This is a genomic window from Enterococcus sp. DIV1279b, assembly GCF_050531515.1.
Classification (GTDB): Bacteria; Bacillota; Bacilli; order Lactobacillales; family Enterococcaceae; genus Enterococcus_D; species Enterococcus_D casseliflavus.
In genome coordinates this window covers 3,024,918-3,043,827 of the sequence record NZ_CP172891.1, presented here as the reverse complement: position 1 = coordinate 3,043,827, position 18,910 = coordinate 3,024,918, and the positions used below count along the sequence as shown (strand labels likewise).

The following is an 18,910-nucleotide window of genomic DNA, read 5'->3' as shown; positions in this document are numbered from 1 at the left end:
CATAAATGACAAAACCGAAAATCGCTTTACAGCTTTGGAGTATTCAAGAGGATTGCAAGACAGATCTTTTTGAAGCGTTGAAAACAGTTAAACAAAACGGCTATGACGGTGTTGAATTTGCCGGTTATCATGGACACAGTGCTGCTCAGATCAAAGAAATGCTGGAGCAATTGGATTTGGCGGTCGCGGCTTCCCATATCCCGTTTGAAGCATTGCAAGATCGTTTTGAAGAAACCGTCACTTTTGAAAAAACGATTGGCAATCAACGGATCGTCATTCCGTATGCCAGTTTTGATTCTTTGGAAAAATGGCAAGCCTTTGCTGCGGAGCTGACCCAGATCACCCAAAAGTTGCAAGCAGAAGGGCTGACTTGCTACTACCACAACCATGCCCATGAATTTACTGAAGTTGCTGGAGAATCTATGATCGATGAACTGATCAAAGACAATCCGCAACTGCGTTTGGAAGCCGACCTTTACTGGTTAGCCTTTGCAAACGTGGCTGTTTTACCTTGGCTAAAGGAACGCGAAACGAAGGTCGGCTTGGTTCATATCAAAGATATGCAAGAGCAGTCGCAGGAAAGCACCGAGATCGGCAATGGGATTTTACCAATCAAGTCGTATGTAGAAGCAGCTAAAGCATTAGAACTACCATGGTTGATCGTCGAGCAGGAAGCGTTTCAAAAATTCGCTTCTTTAGAAGCCAGCGGGATTGATTATCTGCAATTAAAAAACATCGTAGAGGAGGTCTACCAATGATCCACGTTACGGTATGGAACGAGTTTCGTCATGAAAAAACGAATGAGACCGTCCAAAAAATGTATCCAGAAGGAATCCATGGTCAAATTGCCAAGTTTTTAGAAGAGGATGATTTCCAAGTGCGAACGGCGACCCTTGATGAACCAGAACACGGGTTGACGGAGCAAGTATTGGCTGACACGGATGTGTTGGTTTGGTGGGGCCATATGGCGCACGAAGAAGTCGATGATGCTATCGTTGCTCGTGTGCAGCAGCGTGTATGGGAAGGAATGGGACTGATCGTCTTGCATTCTGGCCACTTTTCGAAAATCTTTAAAACCTTGATGGGAACGTCGTGCGATTTAAAATGGCGAGTAGACGATCAGCATGCGCGGATCTGGAATGTTAATCCAAGCCACCCAATCGTTGAAGGAGTCGGCGAATGGATCGAACTAGAGCAAGAGGAAATGTATGGCGAGCACTTTGATATTCCAGCGCCGGATGAATTGATCTTTGTCAGCTGGTTCCCCGGTGGTGAAGTTTTCCGCAGCGGCTGTACATTCCGCCGTGGGAATGGCAAGATCTTCTATTTCCAGCCTGGTCATGAGACATTCCCAAGCTATTACAATCCCAAAGTGCAAAAAGTGATCCAAAATGCGGCTCGCTGGTGTGCACCAACAGAAAATCGTTACCCAACATATGGGCATTTTCAAGCAATTGAGGAGGAAAGAAAATGAAATTAGGTGTTTTTACCCCGTTATTCAATCAACTTAGCTTTGAAGAAATGATCGATGAAGTAGCGAAAAAAGGGCTGCAAACCGTCGAGATCGGTACCGGTGGTTCTCCAGGCAATGCCCACTTAGACATTGACCGTTTACTAGCAAGTGAAGCAGAGCGAAAAGAATACTTAGCGAAATTAGCTGATAAAGGATTGGAAATCTCAGCTTTGAGCTGTCACAACAACCCAATCTCTCCATTAAAAGCAGAAGCGCAAGAAGCCGATGAACTTTTGCGCAAAACCATCAAATTAGCCAGCTTAATGAATGTACCTGTTGTGAATGGATTTTCAGGCGTTTCAGGCGGAAATGCAACAGATACGCAAGTCAACTGGCCAGTATTGCCATGGCCAACGGAATACGATGACAATTATAATTATCAATGGGAACAAAAACTGATTCCTTATTGGAAAGGCATCAACACGGAAGCGGAAGCGGCTGGTGTGAAAATCGGGATCGAACTTCATGGCGGCTTTTTGGCACATACCCCTTATACGATGTTGAAACTGCGGGATGCTGCGGGGAAAGCCATCGGCTGTAACTTGGATCCAAGTCATTTATGGTGGCAAGGGATCGACCCAGTGGCAGCGGTCAAAATCTTAGGGGAAGCCGATGCGATCCATCACTTCCATGCCAAAGATACGTATTTGGACCAAGACAATATCAACATGCATGGCTTGACGGACATGCAGCCATATAGCAATGTCAAAACCCGAGCTTGGACCTTCCGTTCAGTCGGTTGCGGCCACAGCTTACAAGTCTGGTCAGATATTATTTCTGCGCTTAGAATTTATGGGTATGATTATGTCTTGAGTATTGAACATGAAGATCCAATCATGTCCATTGATGAAGGACTGACTCGTGCCATCAGCAACTTGAAGACGATTATGATCCGTGAAGAAGCTTCATCCATGTGGTGGGCATAAGAAGAAAACCGAGGAGTGTCAGACATGAGTGCAATCAATTTTGCAGTAATCGGATATGGCGGCATGGGTGCGTACCATGTCCACAATATCTTACCAAATGAAAACGAACGAATCCACATCGTAGGAACTTACGATATCAATGAAGAACGTCAAGCGATCTCCCAAGAAAAAGGCCATAAGATCTTTAAAAGCTATGATGAAGTCTTAGCCGATGAGACGATCGAAGCAGTATTGATCGCCACACCTAATGACTTGCACAAAGAGTTATCGATCGCTGCGTTGAAAGCAGGCAAACATGTTGTTTGCGAGAAGCCTGTTGCGCTGAATACTGCGGAACTAGATGAGATCGTGGCGGTTGCCCAAGAAACTGGCAATACCTTTATGGTTCACCAAAACCGCCGTTGGGATCCTGATTTTCTACTTGTACGCGAACTGTACCGTAATGGACAGATCGGTGATTTGTTCCAATTAGAGTCACGGGTCCAAGGGGCAAACGGCATCCCAGGAGACTGGCGCCATGTGAAAAAACAAGGTGGGGGAATGCTTTTAGACTGGGGCGTTCACTTGCTGGATCAAATGCTATGGCTGATCGACAGTCCAGTGAAAGATGTTAAAGCGGATCTTAGTTTTGTGTTGGGGGAAGAAGTCGATGATGGGTTCTTCGCTTTGATTACCTTTGAAAATGGGGTCAAAGCAATCGTGGAAGTTGGAACCTCCAATTACACGCAATTGCCTCGCTGGTACATCAAAGGAACAGAAGGAACAGCCACCATCACCGATTGGGATTTAAATGGGGAAATGGTGCAAGCAACAGGTCGCGAAGATGTGGCAGCACCAAAACCAGTCCAAGCAGGCGTCGGCTTGACGAAAACGATGGCACCCCCATCGGAATTGGCAGCCAAAGAAATTCCTTTCCCGAAAGCCGAAGCGGATTTTGAACCTTTCTACAAGAATTTTTACAACGTTGTACGCAACGGTGCCGAACCTATCGTTAAAAACGAAGAAGTCCGAGCAGTGATGCAGTTGATCGAACGCATTTTTGCCACAGCGTAAGAGAATAGAAAAAAAGCACTAGCTGAGGGAGTGATCTCTTTTCGCTACGTGCTTTTTTTGTGTAATGAAACGATAACAGTTACTCCGATACGTAAAAATTGAACAATAAATCTTGAGGATAATTTCCCCATCGATCGCCGAAGATGGTCAAACCACCAGCATTTTCGGCAGTTGCAGGTGCAGCAATTTTAAAGGTGAAAAAATCACTGTGGTCTAAGTCGATTTCATTCAGGTTGTGATCGGTTAATTTTTCTCCATCGAGGGAAGTATCATAGCGATTGATGCGTAAATGCTTAAGTAATCCATATTGACTGAACTCATCGATCCACCATTGCGGAGTCAGAGAACCTCTGACATCCGAAAAGTTTCCTGGTACGGTATAGCTACCGATGCAGTGATTGTTTAAGTAAAAGGAAAGATCGCTGGGCCAATAGTTATTCGAAATGGGGAACTCTGAAGCGATCTCCATACTAATTTCTAGTAATTCGATTTTTTCACCATTTTTCAAGGGATTTGGGATTTTGTATTCTAAAAAACCGTTATTTAGCCAGATGATACTTGCATCAACACGTTCTTGATCCAGAAAAGATTTTGGATCATCTAAGGCGCCAATCAAGCGGTCTTTGGTCGCCATTCCACAAGAAGGCTCAGCTTTAAAATCGGTGAAGTGGCCAATTTTCACGGATTGGGAGGTTAGATTCATTTCTGGAAACACTTTTGCTGGGAAATTGATATTGATGAAATCAGTTTTTAGAGATAAATATTTTTTCTTCCAGTCTTGCCCCGATCCTTTTTCTGTTTTGATCAACTGAGCTTCTTCGAGTTTACGGATATGTTTGGTCATCAAAGCATTGCTGATTGCTAATTTTTGTCCAATTTCACTGATGCTTTTCTTCTTATCGCCTAATTCTCTTAAAATCGCTAAGCGAGTTTCATTTGCCAGTGCTTCGTAGATCGGTAAAGATGCGTTTGTTAGATCCAATTCCATAGCAATCACCTCGTTATACTAAAATGTTTAATGAAAAGATGGTTTAATTATAACACAACCTTGTGAATTTACCAAATAGTAAAATGATGATTTTTTTAGCTATCCCTTGTTAAAATAATGTTGACAGCGCTTTATATTTATAGTAACTTTACGGTGTAAACATTATTCGACGATAGTCTAACGATTATGTTTATTGATAACTGGATGTCATTTTACTTTTTAGTTAAATTAAAAGGAGTGTAAAAAATGAAAGTAAGTAAATCAATTGTTTTAGTAGGGACAAGCTTATTATGTACAGTGTTGTTAGCTGCTTGTGGCGGAAGTGGTAGCTCAAGTAATAATTCAGAAATTTTGCTTTGGTCTTCGACAACAGGACCGGACGGTGAAAAAATCAAAAAAACGATTGATCAATACAATGAAACAGACCCAGACTTTAAAGTGAAGTTAGTAAGCATGCAAGGTGACACCTTTACTTCAAAGTTGACGACTGCGGGGAAATCGGGGAAAGGTGTCCCTGATTTGGCTTTGATCGCCTCAGAAGCTTTGCCTACGTATAAACACCAAGACATGCTTGAAACTTGGGATGACATGATCGATGGGACAGAATTGGCACGGGAAAACTACGTAGAAGCTGCTTGGGACACTGGTGTAGTGGATGATAGTCAATATGGGATTCCGGCAACCATGGGTTCGTGGGTGATGTATTACAACCAAGATTTGGTGGATAAATATGTTCCAGGAGCGTTGGATGATGGCCTAGTGACGTATGAAGAAATCAGACAAGCTGGGGAAAAAGCAAAAGCAGATGGTATCTATAGTTTTGGCTATACATGGGGCATGCAGAATTATTCGAATCTCTACCAACAAATGGGTGGGGAATGGCAAGATGCACAAGGAAACATCAATATCGATAATGAGTTTTCTTACAATGCCGTTCAAGAGTTTAAGGATCTATACGATGCCGGCTACATGGTCCCAGATGGTGAAGATGCAAATAAACTTTTTGCAAACCAGCAGCTGATTTTTCTTCCAGAAGGAACATGGATGCTAAGTAATATGGAAGAAATCAGTGACTTCACTTGGGGTCAAACATTTACTCCTCAATGGAATGCGGAACATATCATTCAGGGTTCAGGCGTCGATCAGTTTGCGATGTTCAAAACGAACGAGGAACGTTCCGATGAAAAGAAAAGTGGCATGGTCGACTTTCTGACTTGGTTACAAGCAAACCAATTAGAGTGGGTCAAATCAGGTGCAAATCCTACTTCCTTAGCAATGCTAGACAATGAAGAATATGTTGAGATGCCACAATCCTTCTTATTGAAGACAGAAAAAGGACAAGCGGCAATTTCTGTTAACGCAGTTGATGGCTTATCGTATATCTTTGGTGAATATGATAATCGTTCATGGGACATGATCACAGGAAAAGCAGATATTCAAACGACTTTTGGTGAGATCCAAAAAGTTGTAGAAGAAAAGATGAAATAATCTTCTCACGTGGAGGCTGTGGCAGAAGGAAGAGCGACCATAAAAGAATTCAGTCCATTTTTTGATAGGGTAGGAATTCTGATGGGGAGGCTTAAAGGGCTGTCACAGTCGTTTCTTGTTGATAGCTGCACTAGAAATACAAGGAAGGATGGGTATTGATGAAAAAAAGGTTAAATGGCTGGCCAATCGTTTTTATTGGTCCGCATATGCTCCTTTTTCTTTTATTCTTTTTAGTTCCTGCAGTGATTGGGATCTATGTTTCTTTTACTGAATGGGATCTGTTCAGTACACCGATTTTTGTCGGGTTTGATAATTTTAAAACGATTTTGTTTGATCAAGACTCGTTGTATCATACGCAATTTTTTAATGGAATGAAAAATACGCTGTTTTTTGCGGCAATCTCCGTTCCGTTATGTATTGTAATTCCCTTGTTGCTAGCGGTTGCATTATCTGCTAAACCAAAAATGATGCGTTTTTTTCAATCGATTCTCTACCTGCCAACATTATTTGCAATCTCTGCCGTCATGATTATTTGGGGGTTCCTTTTGAGCAAATCTTTTGGACCGATCAAAGAAGTATTCGGTATCGACATCAATTTTGTAGGCACGCAACCATGGGCATGGATCGCTATTTTGATCGTGACGATTTGGTGGACATTAGGTGGGAATCTAATTATTTATGTTGCTGCATTAAATGGCGTCTCCAAAGAGCAGTTAGAAGCAGCAGAATTAGATGGTGCGAATAGTATCACGAAATTTTTTCGTATTTCTTTGCCGAGTATTCGCAACCAGCTTGTTTTTACCACGGTCATGACGACCATCGCTCAGTTTAATATTTATGGTCAGCCACTAATGCTGACGGGAGGCGGACCCAACAATTCTACTCGCGTGTTGATGATGTACATCCAAGAAAATGCCTTTGGTAGTAGTACCTCGGTTGCAGGAATTTCTTCAGCGATGGCCATTCTACTAGGTTTTGTAATCATGGCAGTTTCGATTGTGCAATTTATGGTCATCAAAAAAATGGAAAGATAGGAGGGATGAAGATGCGAGAAAACAAACTAGGGAAAAGAATTGCCTTTATTTTGCTAGCGATCGTCTGTGTGATTTGGATCTTTCCTTTGATATGGGCAATTTTTACCTCGTTTAAATCGGAGGCAGAGATTCAAAAGGTTGGGTTCAGTTTGATTCCGCAAGATTGGACGCTGGCTAACTTTTTGGGCTTGTTACAAGGCAATGATTCTTCTCCTGTGTTCCGCTGGTTTGTGAATTCAATGATTATTTCAACTTCACATACGCTGTTAGTTATGGTGATCGTCTCGTTTGCGGCTTATGGCTATACACGACTCACCTTTAAGGGGAGAGATTTGATTTTTGCCTTATTGTTAGGAACGATGATGTTTCCCGGGGTGGTCAATTTGATCCCGAATTTTAAAATCGTTGATACGTTAGGTTGGACCAATACATTTCTGGCAGTCATCGTTCCTGGAGCAGCAGGTGTTTATAACATTTTTCTCGTTCGGCAGTTCATTTTAGGGATTCCTAAAGAATTGGATGAATCGGCTGTGATCGATGGGGCCAACGAGTTTCAAATCTTTTATCATATCATTTTACCGTTGATCAAACCTGTATTGACGGTGGTTGCGTTATTTAGTTTTACTGGCTCATGGAATGACTTCTTGTGGCCATCGATCGTGATAAACGATATTGATAAATTGCCAATTACACCGGGGCTGCAATTGCTACAAGGGCAATACATGACCTATCCGGGAATTGGAACTGCTGGAGCAATCTTAGCCTTGATCCCTACCTTTTTATTGTATTTGGTGGCGCAAAAAAGCTTTATGGCGTCAATGTCGTTGCAAAGTGGCATAAAATAATTTGTTTTTGGAGGAAATATGAGTAGAGAAGAATACCCGAGACCGCAATTTGAGAGAGAGAATTGGTTAAGCTTAAATGGTGAATGGCAATTTGCCTTTGATGACCAAAATCTTGGTTTAAAAGAAAAGTGGTACACAAACGAAGCAAACTATCCGTACAAGATCAATGTTCCCTTTGTCTATCAAAGTGCATTGAGCGGCATTGATCATCGAGAAGTGCACGACGTTGTATGGTATTATCGGACCTTCGATGTGCAAGTCCCTGAAAAAAGTCGTGTGCTTTTGCATTTTGGGGCGGTGGACTATGAAGCAGATGTGTTTGTCAATGGAAATCATGTGAAAAATCATTGCGGAGGGCATACCTCGTTTGCTATAGACATCACGGATGCTCTAGTATCTGGACAAGAGCAAATACTAAGTGTGCGAGCATTTGACCCGCATTTTGATGAAAGCATTCCACGGGGGAAACAATTTTGGGAAGAAGAATCAGCAGGAATCTGGTACACAAACTCAACAGGGATCTGGCAGCCAGTCTGGCTTGAAGTAGTTGCTGAAACCCATCTGCAACAGGTGAAATTTACGAGTGATTTTGATGCTGGTGCCGTGAAGATCGATGTAGAACTGAACCAGTTACAGCCGCAAGTAGTCTTAGAATATCAAATCTATTTTAAAGATGCTTTAGTTACCAGCGGAAAGGCAGACTTTATCACTTCTAAGTTGAGTTTTGCAGTTGATATTTTCCAGCAAGAAATTTTTCGGACGAATTTTCACCACGAAGGCTGGTCTTGGACACCTGAAAAGCCGCAATTATTTGATGTTGAATTGACGCTTAGAGAAGCAGGGAATGCCATCGATCAGCTAAAAAGTTATTTTGGTATGCGTAAAATACATACAGAAAACGGTATGATTTACTTAAATAACAAGCCTTACTACCAGAAGTTGGTTCTCGATCAAGGCTATTGGCCGAGCGGCTTGTTAACTGCACCAACAGATGAGGACTTTAAACAAGACATCTTATTGGCCAAAGAAATGGGATTTAATGGTTGCCGAAAACACCAAAAAACAGAAGACCCACGCTTTTTATACTGGGCAGATAAATTAGGATTTCTTGTTTGGGGAGAGTGTGCGGCGCCGGCAATCTATACCGATCGTTCTGTGATGCGTTTGATGCAAGAGTGGGCAGAGATCATCACTCGGGACTATAGTCACCCTTCGATCGTTACTTGGGTACCAATCAATGAGAGCTGGGGTGTGCCAAAAATATCATTTGATCGTCAGCAACAGCATTTTTCTCAAGCAATGTATCACTTTATCCATTCGCTAGACCAGCAACGGTTGGTTATTTCAAATGATGGTTGGGCGATGACGGAGACAGATATTTGTGCGATTCATAATTATGCGCATGGGCAAGAATCTGAACGGCAAAAATATCTATACTTCAAAGACAGTCTCAGCACGAGAGAAAAATTGGTGAATCGAGTATCGACCCCATGGCCGATTTTCGCTGGAGGATTTTCTTATCAGGATCAGCCTATTTTATTGACCGAGTTTGGCGGTATTGGCTTCGATGTTTCGGGGCAACCCGGTTGGGGCTATACCTCAGTGGAAAATCAACAAGATTTCTTGAAGGATTATCAGCGAATCATGACAGCTGTTTATGATTCTGTCGGACTCTGGGGCTATTGCTACACTCAGTTGACAGATGTTGAACAAGAAATCAATGGATTGCTGACCTATGACCGCCAACCAAAAGTTGATTTGGCAGCGATTAAAGAGATCAATGAGCAGTTTCATCCACCACAGATAGAATAAAATGATTGGTAAGGAAAGGGGCGATGTCCGATGGGGAAATCAGCAGCTTGGCTCAGTGGAGTAAGTATCTTGATTGCTGCGCTTATGATAACCGGTTGTAGCACTGGAACTGATCCAGGGGAAGAAGTGTCCGATTTTACTTCAATTATCGATAATGATGGGGCAGATCCTTGGATCTTGCAAACGGAAGCGTTCTTTTATTATACCAAAACGACTGGGAATAATTTAACGCTTTGGCGTGCTGAAAACCTCTCTCACGTTGCTGCTGGTGAAAAAAAGGTCATCTGGGAAATGCCAGCAGAATTTGAAAGTATCTGGGCACCCGAGCTTCATTACTTAGATGATCGCTGGGTGATGTATTTCGCGGCTAATCGTCCTTCAGAAACGCATCGTATGTACGCATTAGTCAATCATCAAAAAGATCCTTACATGGGTGAGTGGCAATTGGAAGAGATCAAAGGGATGGATGATAAATTTGCGATTGATGGAACAGTTTTAGAGATCAATGACAAACGCTATTTCCTTTGGTCGGGCTGGGAAGGGTATGAAAATGTTGCGCAAAATCTTTATGTAGCGGAAATGGTCTCCCCTACGGAAGTGATTGGGGAGAAACGGCTTATCTCAGAACCAGAATATGAATGGGAAATGCGGCAAACACCATTGATCAATGAAGCCCCTCAAGTGATTATCAAAGACGAAACAGTCAATTTGGTATACTCTGCCAGTGGAAGCTGGGACAATGATTACGCTCTTGGTCTTATGACCCTAGATGTAGCTGATGATCCCCTAGAAAGAGCGAATTGGCAAAAGGAACCAGAGCCGATTTTCCAACAGACAAACACTGTCTATGGACCTGGTCATAATGGATTTGCCAAATCAAAAGATGGTTCTGAAGACTGGTTGATTTATCACGCTGCTCGGTGGGATCATTCGGGCTGGGACCGTTCGATCCGCTTGCAAAAGTTTGGTTGGGATCAAGAGGATAAAGTCCTACTGGAAGCTCCTTTGGATGAGTGGCATGTTCAAGCGTTGCCAAAAGCTGAGCCGAATCGACTGCGATTAACTGCTAGCCGTGCTTTGTTGGAAGGCGATTTAGCGCTTGTCGAAGATGAGGCAGCACTCTCTAAGAAAGTCGTCCAAGGCTTTGAATCAACGACTGACAAAATTATCTTTACCCCTCAGATTGAAGAATCAGATGAATTTCTGGTGATTGCCTATGTCAAAACCACTGATTATCTCTCCTTAAATGACCCAATTCAGGTCAAGATTGAAACGAAACAAGCAAGTCACGTGGTGGATGTCTATCCTTCCGAATATTATCAACCGCTACAAGTCCGCATGAAGTTACCGAAAGGATCGCAGGAAATCACCCTTTCGTCTGAGATTGGGGTTGACACGCTAAGTATTGATCGTTTAGAAATCGTCAAATTCCAATAAAGAATAATGAGGAAGTTTTTTTAATCCAAGCGATGGGTGATGATCGTTTGACTCCTGCTACTTTGTCTTTAGACAATGTGGCAGGATTTTTTTATCCTTGAAAATTCCCAACTCCTACCGCCATAGCCTAAAATTCCATGTATAATAAAGAAAACGACCGTTTTATTTGGCGAAGGGAAAAGAAAAAGCAAAAGAGGTGCGAACTATGAGGATGAATCAAGAAAAGCTGACTTCATCAAATGGGAAGGATCAGCTTTTTGTCAAAACGTGGCTGCCAGAAGAACAGCCGAAAGCAGTCGTGCAAATCGTTCACGGAATGATCGAACACATTGAACGTTACCACGAGTTTGCGGAATGTTTGACTGCGCAAGGCTATGCGGTGGTCGGTCATGATCACTTAGGGCATGGGCAATCCGTGAAAGAAACACAGACCTATGGGCATTTTGGTGAAAAAGAGGGCGCCAACTATTTAGTGGCAGATGTGGGAGTGGTCCATCAGTACGCAGCTGCTTGCTACCCAGACCGACCATACTTTATCTTAGGGCACAGTATGGGGTCGCTGGTGTTGCGAAATTATTTGTTTAGTCAGCCACATCCATTGTCAGGAGCAATCATCATGGGCACCACGATGGAAAAAGCCGTGCTGATGCAAGGAGGCAAACTTGTCACGAACTTGTTGCGCCCGTTTGCCGCTCAGCAATGGCCTTATCACGTAATGGAACAGCTGGTTTTTGGCCAGCACAACCGGCGTTTTCGTCCCAATCGGACCGCCAAGGATTGGTTGACCAGTGATCCGCAACAAGTGGATCGCTACTTGAAGGACCCTTACACGCAATTTCATTTTTCCTTAGCGGCTTACAAGGATCTCTTTACATTGACGCAAGCTGCCAGTGATCCGGATCAACTGCGCAGGATTGACCCAGAATTGCCGCTGCTCTTGATTTCAGGTGCAGACGATCCTGTGGGGCACTATGGCAAAAGCGTCCGCCAATTGGCTCAGCAACTGAAGCAAAATGCTGACGTGACGATGTATTTGCTTGAACAGGGCCGGCATGAGATTTTGAATGAGCGCAACCGCGAGATCGTTTACAATGAAATTTCTCGCTGGCTGTTTGAAAAAATGCCGAAATGACGAACGTTAAGAAATTGGTAGTCTTTTCTGAAAATTCAAAATTATTTTCTCTTTTAAGGCTTTTTTCATTTTCGGCTATCTGTTATAATGATTTTCACATCTAACATAAAGGAGAGATTTTTTGTATGACAGTTTATAACTTTTCAGCTGGTCCTGCCGTATTGCCCCGTCCCGTATTGGAGAAAGCACAATCCGAACTTTTGAATTACCGCGGAAGTGGGATGTCCGTTATGGAGCTGAGTCATCGGTCCTCCTTGTTTGAAGAGATCATTAAAGATGCAGAAGCACTTTTACGAAAATTAATGGGAATTCCTGAAAACTATCAGGTACTGTTTTTACAAGGCGGCGCGAGTCTCCAATTCAGTATGATCCCTTTAAATCTTGCACAAAACAAAAAAGCCTTATACGTAAATACCGGTTCTTGGTCGAAAAAAGCTATTGAAGCAGCAAAAGCGCTTGGAAACGTGACGGTGGAAGTTGTTGCCTCTAGTGAGGATCAAAACTTTACCTATATTCCAGAAATTTCAGAAGATGCGATCGATCAAGAAGCGGCTTATTTGCATATCACCACGAACAACACCATTGAAGGGACGGCCTTTCAAACGATTCCGCAGGCTGGCGACGTGCCGATCGTAGCGGATATGTCCTCAAATATTTTAGCCAATGACTATCGCGTAGAAGACTTTGGTGTGATTTATGCTGGGGCCCAAAAGAATATTGGTCCTGCAGGGTTGACGGTAGTGATCATCCGAGAAGATTTACTCAATGATGATGCTGTCTTCGCTCCAATGCTGGATTATCGTCTCCAGGCTAAAAATGACTCATTGTACAATACACCACCAACGTATGCTATCTATATTGCTAAATTGGTGTTTGAATGGTTGGAAGAATTAGGCGGCATTCCTGCCATTTTAGAACAAGACCGCCAAAAAGCGGCGCTTTTATACGAAACGATCGACGCCTCTGCTCTTTACAGTAGTCCTGTGGCTGTTGACAGCCGCTCACTAACGAATATTCCTTTTGTGACAGGGGATAAAGCATTAGATCAGCGCTTCAATGAAGAAGCTGTCAAAGCTGGCTTTGAGAACTTGAAAGGGCATCGTTCCGTTGGAGGAATGCGAGCAAGCTTGTACAATGCCTTTCCATTAGCTGGCGTTCAAGCGCTAGTCGACTTTATGAAATCATTTGAAGCGGAGGTCAAATAAATGTTCCAAATTAAAACATTCAATGCGATCGCACCAGAAGGATTACAGCGTTTAGAAAAAGAAAAGTATGCCATCAACGAAAGCGACCAACCGCAAGGAATTTTGCTGCGCAGCCAGAAATTGCACGATTACGCTTTTCCTGAAAGTGTCTTAGGTATTGCCCGTGCAGGGGCTGGGACCAACAACATTCCCGTCAAAGCATGTACTGAAAAAGGGATCGTCGTCTTTAATACGCCAGGCGCCAATGCCAATGCGGTCAAAGAATTAGTGATCGCTAGTCTGCTCTTAAGTGTCCGTCCGATTTTACGAGGTGCCCAATGGGTCCAAACCTTGAGCGGTGATAATGTGGAAGAACAAGCAGAAGCGCAAAAAAGTCAATTTGCTGGAACAGAGTTAGAAGGCAAAAAGTTAGGAATCATCGGCCTTGGTTCTATTGGAGCGATGGTCGCCAACGATGCTTATCGTCTAGGGATGGAAGTAGTCGGTTATGATCCTTACGTGTCAGTGGATACTGCTTGGACGATCTCTCGTCGGGTCAAGCGTGCCAATGATATTGCGGAAGTCTTTTCAACCTGTGATTTTATTACGGTTCATGTGCCGCTAATGGAAAACACGCATCATCTCGTCGGGGAAGCCGAACTTGCGAAAATGAAACCAACAACGAAGCTATTCAACTTTTCTCGTAAAGAAATCGTCGATACAGATGCCGTTTTACGTGCGTTAAAAGCCGACCGTTTAGCGGGCTATACGACTGATTTTGCGGATGAACAATTGCTGCACAATGAAAAAGTCCTCGTCTTGCCGCATTTAGGTGCATCAACAGAAGAAGCCGAAGTCAACTGTGCCAAGATGGCAGCCCGAACATTGAAAAAATTCTTGGAATTTGGAACCATCAAGCGCTCAGTGAATTTTCCAACTGTTGAGATGGCTTTTCATTCGCCTTATCGTCTGACGATCATCAATCGCAATGTACCGAATATGTTAGGTCAGATTTCATCGATCATTGCGGAATCTGGGATCAATATCGACAATATGCTGAATCGTGGACGGGAAGACTTTGCTTACACCCTAGCCGATGTCGCTTCTGAAGATGAAGCCTTATTGAATCAATTAGCCGATAAATTACGGGAGAACGAAAATATCGTTCGTGTACGGGTCATCAAGAATCAGGAGGTTGGGTATTAATGGTTCAAGTATTTCCGTTTAAAGCCATTCGTCCAGAAGCCTCATTGGCAGAAAAAGTGGCCGAGCTACCGTATGACGTGGTCAATTCACAAGAAGCCGCAGCGTTTGCGCAAGGCAATCCTTACAGCTATTTCCACATCGACCGTTCGGAGATCGACTTGCCAGGAATCGATCCTTATGATCCACAGGTGTATCAAAAAGCGGCGGAAAATCTTGCATCTTTTCAAGAAGAAGGCTGGTTGATTCAAGAAACGGCGCCCGCATATTATTTGTATGAATTGACGATGGCTGGTAGAAGCCAAACGGGGCTTGTCGCCTGTACCTCGATCGATGATTATGTCGCTGGGAAAATCAAGAAACACGAGTTTACCCGTCCAGAAAAAGAAATCGACCGGATCAATCATATTCTGGCATGTGATGCCAATACAAGTCCGATTTTCTTGAGCTATCGCCAACCAGCAGCAGTCAAAGAAGCGATCGATGCGTGGCAAGCAGAGCATGCGCCAATCTATGATTTTGTCAGCTATCATGAGGTGCAACATCGTGTTTGGCTGATCGATGATCCAGCGCTAGTCGCCTCTTTTGCCCAGCAGTTTCAAGCTGTAGATGCCCTTTATATTGCGGATGGGCATCACCGCACAGAGTCAGCAGTCAAAGTCGGCTTGCAAAAGCGAGCCGATGGCCAAAGCAGTCAAGAAAGCGACCGCTTTTTAGCGATCTTATTCCCAGAAAATGAATTGGCGATTTGGGAATACAATCGGGTTTTGCGGGTACCAGTGCCAGATACCTTTTTTGAGCAGGCAGCCCAACATTTTACGATTCGAGAAACTACAAGGAAGAAACCAGCGCAACGTGGTTCGATTCATCTGTACCTAAACCATGCGTGGTGGGAGTTGACCATCAAACCGGAAGCTGTGTCGCAAGATGCGGTAGGACAGCTGGATGTGTCGCTTTTACAACAATACGTGCTGGCTGATATTTTCGCGATCCAAGATGTGCGGACAGACAAACGCATTGATTTTGTCGGCGGAATTCGTGGTCCAGAAGAATTGGAACGTTTGGTAGATAGCGGAGAATGGACATTGGCCTTTTCCATGTATCCAACGCAAATGGCCGATCTTTTGGCAGTAGCTGATGCGGGAGAAATTATGCCGCCAAAATCAACTTGGTTTGAACCAAAACTGTTGAGCGGTCTGTTTTTACATGATTTAGAAACGAATTAACCAAAAAAAGCTTACGAGGCTAGCTCGTAAGCTTTTTTGGCTCTTTGTCAATAAGGACTGATGAGTTGTGCAAAATCAAATCTGGGTCAGAATGAACCACATTCTGGCTCAGATTTTTTGTTATCTTACATTGATTAATTGATTGATCAAAAAGATTCTAATTCTCATGTTCTCGAATGATTTAAATCCGTAGGATACTCGTTTCATTGTCTTTATGTGGGTATTCTTCGCTTCTATTTTTCCATTGGAATAAGGATAGATCATTGCGTTGGTGATGCCTTCTTCATGAGTAAGAAGGTTTTGAAGCTTTTCCCGAAAGCTGTCATCTAACGTTTCGGGAAGTTCTGCCAATAAGGAGAAAAATAAGTCAGGGTCTTTGTCTCGAAAGGCTTCAACTAATTCATGAAAAAAGGGATACGCCTCCTTTAGGGGCGGAGAAAACTCAAGCAATCGATCAATCATCATTGCTTCAGTAAGAAATGGGTATTTTGGTGCTCGGAAACTTTTCCATGTTTTGTATTCATAATGGTTGATGTTTGCACGATTTTTTAGCAAAAAGCGCCAGTTCTTTTTCAGTTTTTCTGCCTGGCTTTTCTGTCCGGCTTTACGAAGTTCATTCATTTCACGGATACGCAACTCATTGAACGCTTGATTCATGTGTTTGACAATATGAAACCGATCAATCACTACTTTCGCATTTGGCAGAACACGTTTGGTGAGCTGGAAGTAGGCGGCGTTCATGTCTGTCACCAAGAATTCTACTTCTTCCGGATTGGTACAACCTAAAAAATAACTTGTTAATCGGGGTAATTTACGCGTAGGCAAAACATCTATTAGTTTTCCTGTTTCGCCATCTGCGCAAATAAAGCTCATTTTATCTTCTATGGAAGCATGCGAACGAAATTCATCAACCATCAATACTCTTGGGAGAATCTTCTTAGATTGCTTTGGTAAATAGCTTTTAAACTCTTTCAATGTACGAATAACGGTGGTCAAAGATACCTGACAGCTTTTCGCAATAAAAGATAAAGATACTTTTTCAGTCAGTAAAGAAGCAATTTTATATCTAACATGATTTGCGATTGAATGTCTGGGTTGGACAAAATAACTTTGAGCAGTCCAATGGGTGCGACAGTTTTTACAGGTATAGCGCTGCTTTTTTAGGCGCATAATCAAAGGCATATGATTGTATTGTTCAAAACGGACAATCGTTTCCTTCTTCCCATTTTTCACTATAATTGCTTTCCCGTTTCCATCTACCACAGTAGAACCACAACTTCTACAAGCACGAGGAGTAGGCGAGAGAACAGCATCGACGACCAACGTCTTTTTCTTCTGAAGGGTCTCGTAAGAGACCTCTGTAATCATCAAATCTTTCTCTATTATTCTCAGCATTTTTTTGATAGAATCATTCATATAGCATATCGTCCTCTCAGTTGTTTATTTTGTGGTGATTTAATCATACTAGAGAACGATATGTTTTTTAATACCTAAAATGAAAATGGGGCTGAAGAATCAATTCTGATTCATCAGTCCCATAAATTATAGAGCCGCTTTTTTCGCTATTAGAAGTTGCCGAGTGTTTCGATGATCAAGCGGACATTCAAGACCGTCAGTGCAATGGCACAGATCCAGCCTAAGGTAGAGACCCATAGCGGATTCTTGAAGCGTTCCCCCATGATTTTTTTTGAGCTGGTAAAAAGAACCAACGGAATCATCGAAACGGGTAAGGCGATGCTTAAAAAGACTTGCGAATAAATCAGCAAATCGTCCAAGGCTTGTTCGTTGCCGCCAAAGTAAATCGTACAAAGCAAGACGGGGATCACCGATAAGCCACGGGTGATCAGACGTCGCGCCCAAGTAGGGATCTTCATATGGATAAATCCTTCCATCACGACTTGCCCCGTCAGTGTCCCAGTGATCGTTGAATTTTGACCAGATGCCAAGAGCGCCACGGCAAACAGAACGCTCAAGACTGGACTGGCGACAGCACCAGCAATGGAGGAATCTTGCAAAGCATCAAACAGCGCGGAGAAGGTGCCGACTTCTTCACTATGACCAAAGAACAAGGCGCTTCCTAAGATCAAAAGCAGGCAATTGACCAAAAACGCAGCGGATAACTGGATGTTGGAATCCCAAGTAGCGAACCGCACGGCCGTTGCCACTTCTTGGGTATCGCTGCGATCGATTTTTCGTGACTGGGAGATCGAAGAATGCAGATAGAGATTATGCGGCATCACAGTCGCACCAACGATCCCCAACGCCATTGTCAGCTGCCCATGGTTCAAGACTTGCTTTTGGGGAATAAAGCCTTGCAAGACAGCAGGCAAATTTGGTTGAGCAATAATGACTTCGTAACAAAAGACCAGCATAATGACCAAAATCAGTGTCATGACGATCGCTTCGATTTTTCGGAAACCCAATTTCATTAAAAAGAGCAGAAGCAGTACATCGAAAATCGTTAAGATGACCCCAACTAATAAAGGTAAGCCAAATAGTAGATTGAGAGCGATCGCTCCTCCGATCACTTCCGCGATATCCGTTGCCATGATAGCCAATTCGGTGACGATCCACAAGACAAAGCCTAAGCCTTTGCTGGTGTGTTTACGAGTTGCTTGCGCAAGGTCCATCTGGGTCACGATCCCTAGCTTGGCTGCCATGTATTGCAGCAGCATAGCGATCAAACTGGAAATCAAGATCACAGAAAGTAAGAGATAGCCATATTCAGCACCGCCACCGATCGAGGTGATCCAGTTTCCTGGGTCCATATAGCCCACGGCTACCAATGCCCCAGGACCAGAAAACGTTAAGAGATTGCGCCAAAAGCTGCCGTTTTTTGGAATGGCAACTGTATTATTTATTTCTTCCAAGCTAGGACCGTTGGCCGCTTGGATCAATTTTTTTTCTTCATTCATCGTTTCACGTCCCATCTTTTTAGGTATACCTAAAAACAAATCTATTGTATTCCTCATTTATGGATTTTTCAAGAGAAACCTTTTGGAAGTCGGAAGGAAAGGACAAAAAAAACAGCAGCCAAAGGAATGGCTGCTGTCTGTTGGGTTTTCTTAT

Annotated in this window: 16 protein-coding genes; 13 read left to right on the top strand and 3 right to left on the bottom strand. The window is 43.2% G+C overall.

The features are described 5' to 3' along the window. The first annotated feature begins 5 nt into the window (after window positions 1-5). The 4 genes from IGI71_RS14415 to IGI71_RS14400 are packed head-to-tail and all read left to right on the top strand — an operon-like array spanning window position 6 to window position 3,492. Window positions 6-758 carry a sugar phosphate isomerase/epimerase family protein gene (locus tag IGI71_RS14415; RefSeq protein ID WP_333718748.1) on the top strand — a complete coding sequence of 251 codons (753 nt, stop codon included), beginning with the start codon at window positions 6-8 and terminating at the stop codon, window positions 756-758. Beyond that, window positions 755-1,474, top strand: a complete 720-nt coding sequence (locus IGI71_RS14410) for a ThuA domain-containing protein (RefSeq protein ID WP_005228207.1) — start codon at window positions 755-757, stop codon at window positions 1,472-1,474. Before IGI71_RS14415 ends, IGI71_RS14410 begins: the two co-directional genes overlap by 4 nt. Then, a complete protein-coding gene (locus IGI71_RS14405; RefSeq protein ID WP_005228209.1) occupies window positions 1,471-2,439 on the top strand; it encodes a sugar phosphate isomerase/epimerase family protein in 969 nt (322 codons plus the stop codon). Before IGI71_RS14410 ends, IGI71_RS14405 begins: the two co-directional genes overlap by 4 nt. A 24-nt stretch (window positions 2,440-2,463) precedes the next feature. Continuing rightward, on the top strand, window positions 2,464-3,492 hold the full coding sequence (locus IGI71_RS14400; RefSeq protein WP_010749991.1) for a Gfo/Idh/MocA family protein: 1,029 nt from the start codon (window positions 2,464-2,466) through the stop codon (window positions 3,490-3,492). A 79-nt stretch (window positions 3,493-3,571) separates the two neighbouring features. Here IGI71_RS14400 and IGI71_RS14395 read toward each other — a convergent pair whose 3' ends face one another. Next, a complete protein-coding gene (locus tag IGI71_RS14395; protein WP_008380365.1) occupies window positions 3,572-4,480 on the bottom strand; it encodes an ArsR/SmtB family transcription factor in 909 nt (302 codons plus the stop codon). Between the two features lie 246 nt (window positions 4,481-4,726). On the opposite strand from IGI71_RS14395, the gene IGI71_RS14390 reads away from it, so the two are divergent. The 9 genes from IGI71_RS14390 (at window position 4,727) to IGI71_RS14350 (ending at window position 15,841) form a co-directional block, all read left to right on the top strand. Further along, window positions 4,727-5,968, top strand: a complete 1,242-nt coding sequence (locus IGI71_RS14390; RefSeq protein ID WP_430615855.1) for an extracellular solute-binding protein — start codon at window positions 4,727-4,729, stop codon at window positions 5,966-5,968. 158 nt (window positions 5,969-6,126) lie between these two features. Next, complete coding sequence (locus IGI71_RS14385; RefSeq protein WP_016609464.1) at window positions 6,127-7,002, top strand: carbohydrate ABC transporter permease; 876 nt, start codon at window positions 6,127-6,129, stop codon at window positions 7,000-7,002. 11 nt (window positions 7,003-7,013) lie between these two features. Then, window positions 7,014-7,847 carry a carbohydrate ABC transporter permease gene (locus IGI71_RS14380; protein WP_081117855.1) on the top strand — a complete coding sequence of 278 codons (834 nt, stop codon included), beginning with the start codon at window positions 7,014-7,016 and terminating at the stop codon, window positions 7,845-7,847. 18 nt (window positions 7,848-7,865) lie between these two features. After that, on the top strand, window positions 7,866-9,659 hold the full coding sequence (locus IGI71_RS14375) for a glycoside hydrolase family 2 protein (protein ID WP_151195966.1): 1,794 nt from the start codon (window positions 7,866-7,868) through the stop codon (window positions 9,657-9,659). A gap of 30 nt (window positions 9,660-9,689) precedes the next feature. After that, window positions 9,690-11,096: a glycoside hydrolase family 43 protein gene (locus tag IGI71_RS14370; RefSeq protein ID WP_201688370.1), complete on the top strand. Its 1,407-nt coding sequence runs from the start codon at window positions 9,690-9,692 to the stop codon at window positions 11,094-11,096. Between the two features lie 205 nt (window positions 11,097-11,301). Next, window positions 11,302-12,228, top strand: a complete 927-nt coding sequence (locus IGI71_RS14365; RefSeq protein WP_430615854.1) for an alpha/beta fold hydrolase — start codon at window positions 11,302-11,304, stop codon at window positions 12,226-12,228. 125 nt (window positions 12,229-12,353) lie between these two features. Next, complete coding sequence (serC, locus tag IGI71_RS14360) at window positions 12,354-13,433, top strand: 3-phosphoserine/phosphohydroxythreonine transaminase (protein ID WP_201688373.1); 1,080 nt, start codon at window positions 12,354-12,356, stop codon at window positions 13,431-13,433. Then, complete coding sequence (locus IGI71_RS14355; protein ID WP_016609459.1) at window positions 13,434-14,618, top strand: phosphoglycerate dehydrogenase; 1,185 nt, start codon at window positions 13,434-13,436, stop codon at window positions 14,616-14,618. Next, window positions 14,618-15,841, top strand: a complete 1,224-nt coding sequence (locus tag IGI71_RS14350; protein WP_201688374.1) for a DUF1015 domain-containing protein — start codon at window positions 14,618-14,620, stop codon at window positions 15,839-15,841. Before IGI71_RS14355 ends, IGI71_RS14350 begins: the two co-directional genes overlap by 1 nt. Window positions 15,842-15,961: 120 nt before the next feature. Here the strand turns inward: IGI71_RS14350 and IGI71_RS14345 are convergent, their stop codons facing one another. Both IGI71_RS14345 and IGI71_RS14340 read right to left on the bottom strand, forming a co-directional pair. Then, window positions 15,962-17,257, bottom strand: a complete 1,296-nt coding sequence (locus IGI71_RS14345) for an ISL3-like element ISEfa11 family transposase (RefSeq protein ID WP_275851999.1) — start codon at window positions 17,255-17,257, stop codon at window positions 15,962-15,964. Between the two features lie 149 nt (window positions 17,258-17,406). Continuing rightward, the gene (locus IGI71_RS14340; RefSeq protein WP_201688375.1) at window positions 17,407-18,756 is read right to left on the bottom strand and encodes an Nramp family divalent metal transporter; all 1,350 of its coding nucleotides are present in this window, start codon (window positions 18,754-18,756) and stop codon (window positions 17,407-17,409) included. Window positions 18,757-18,910: the final 154 nt, after the last annotated feature.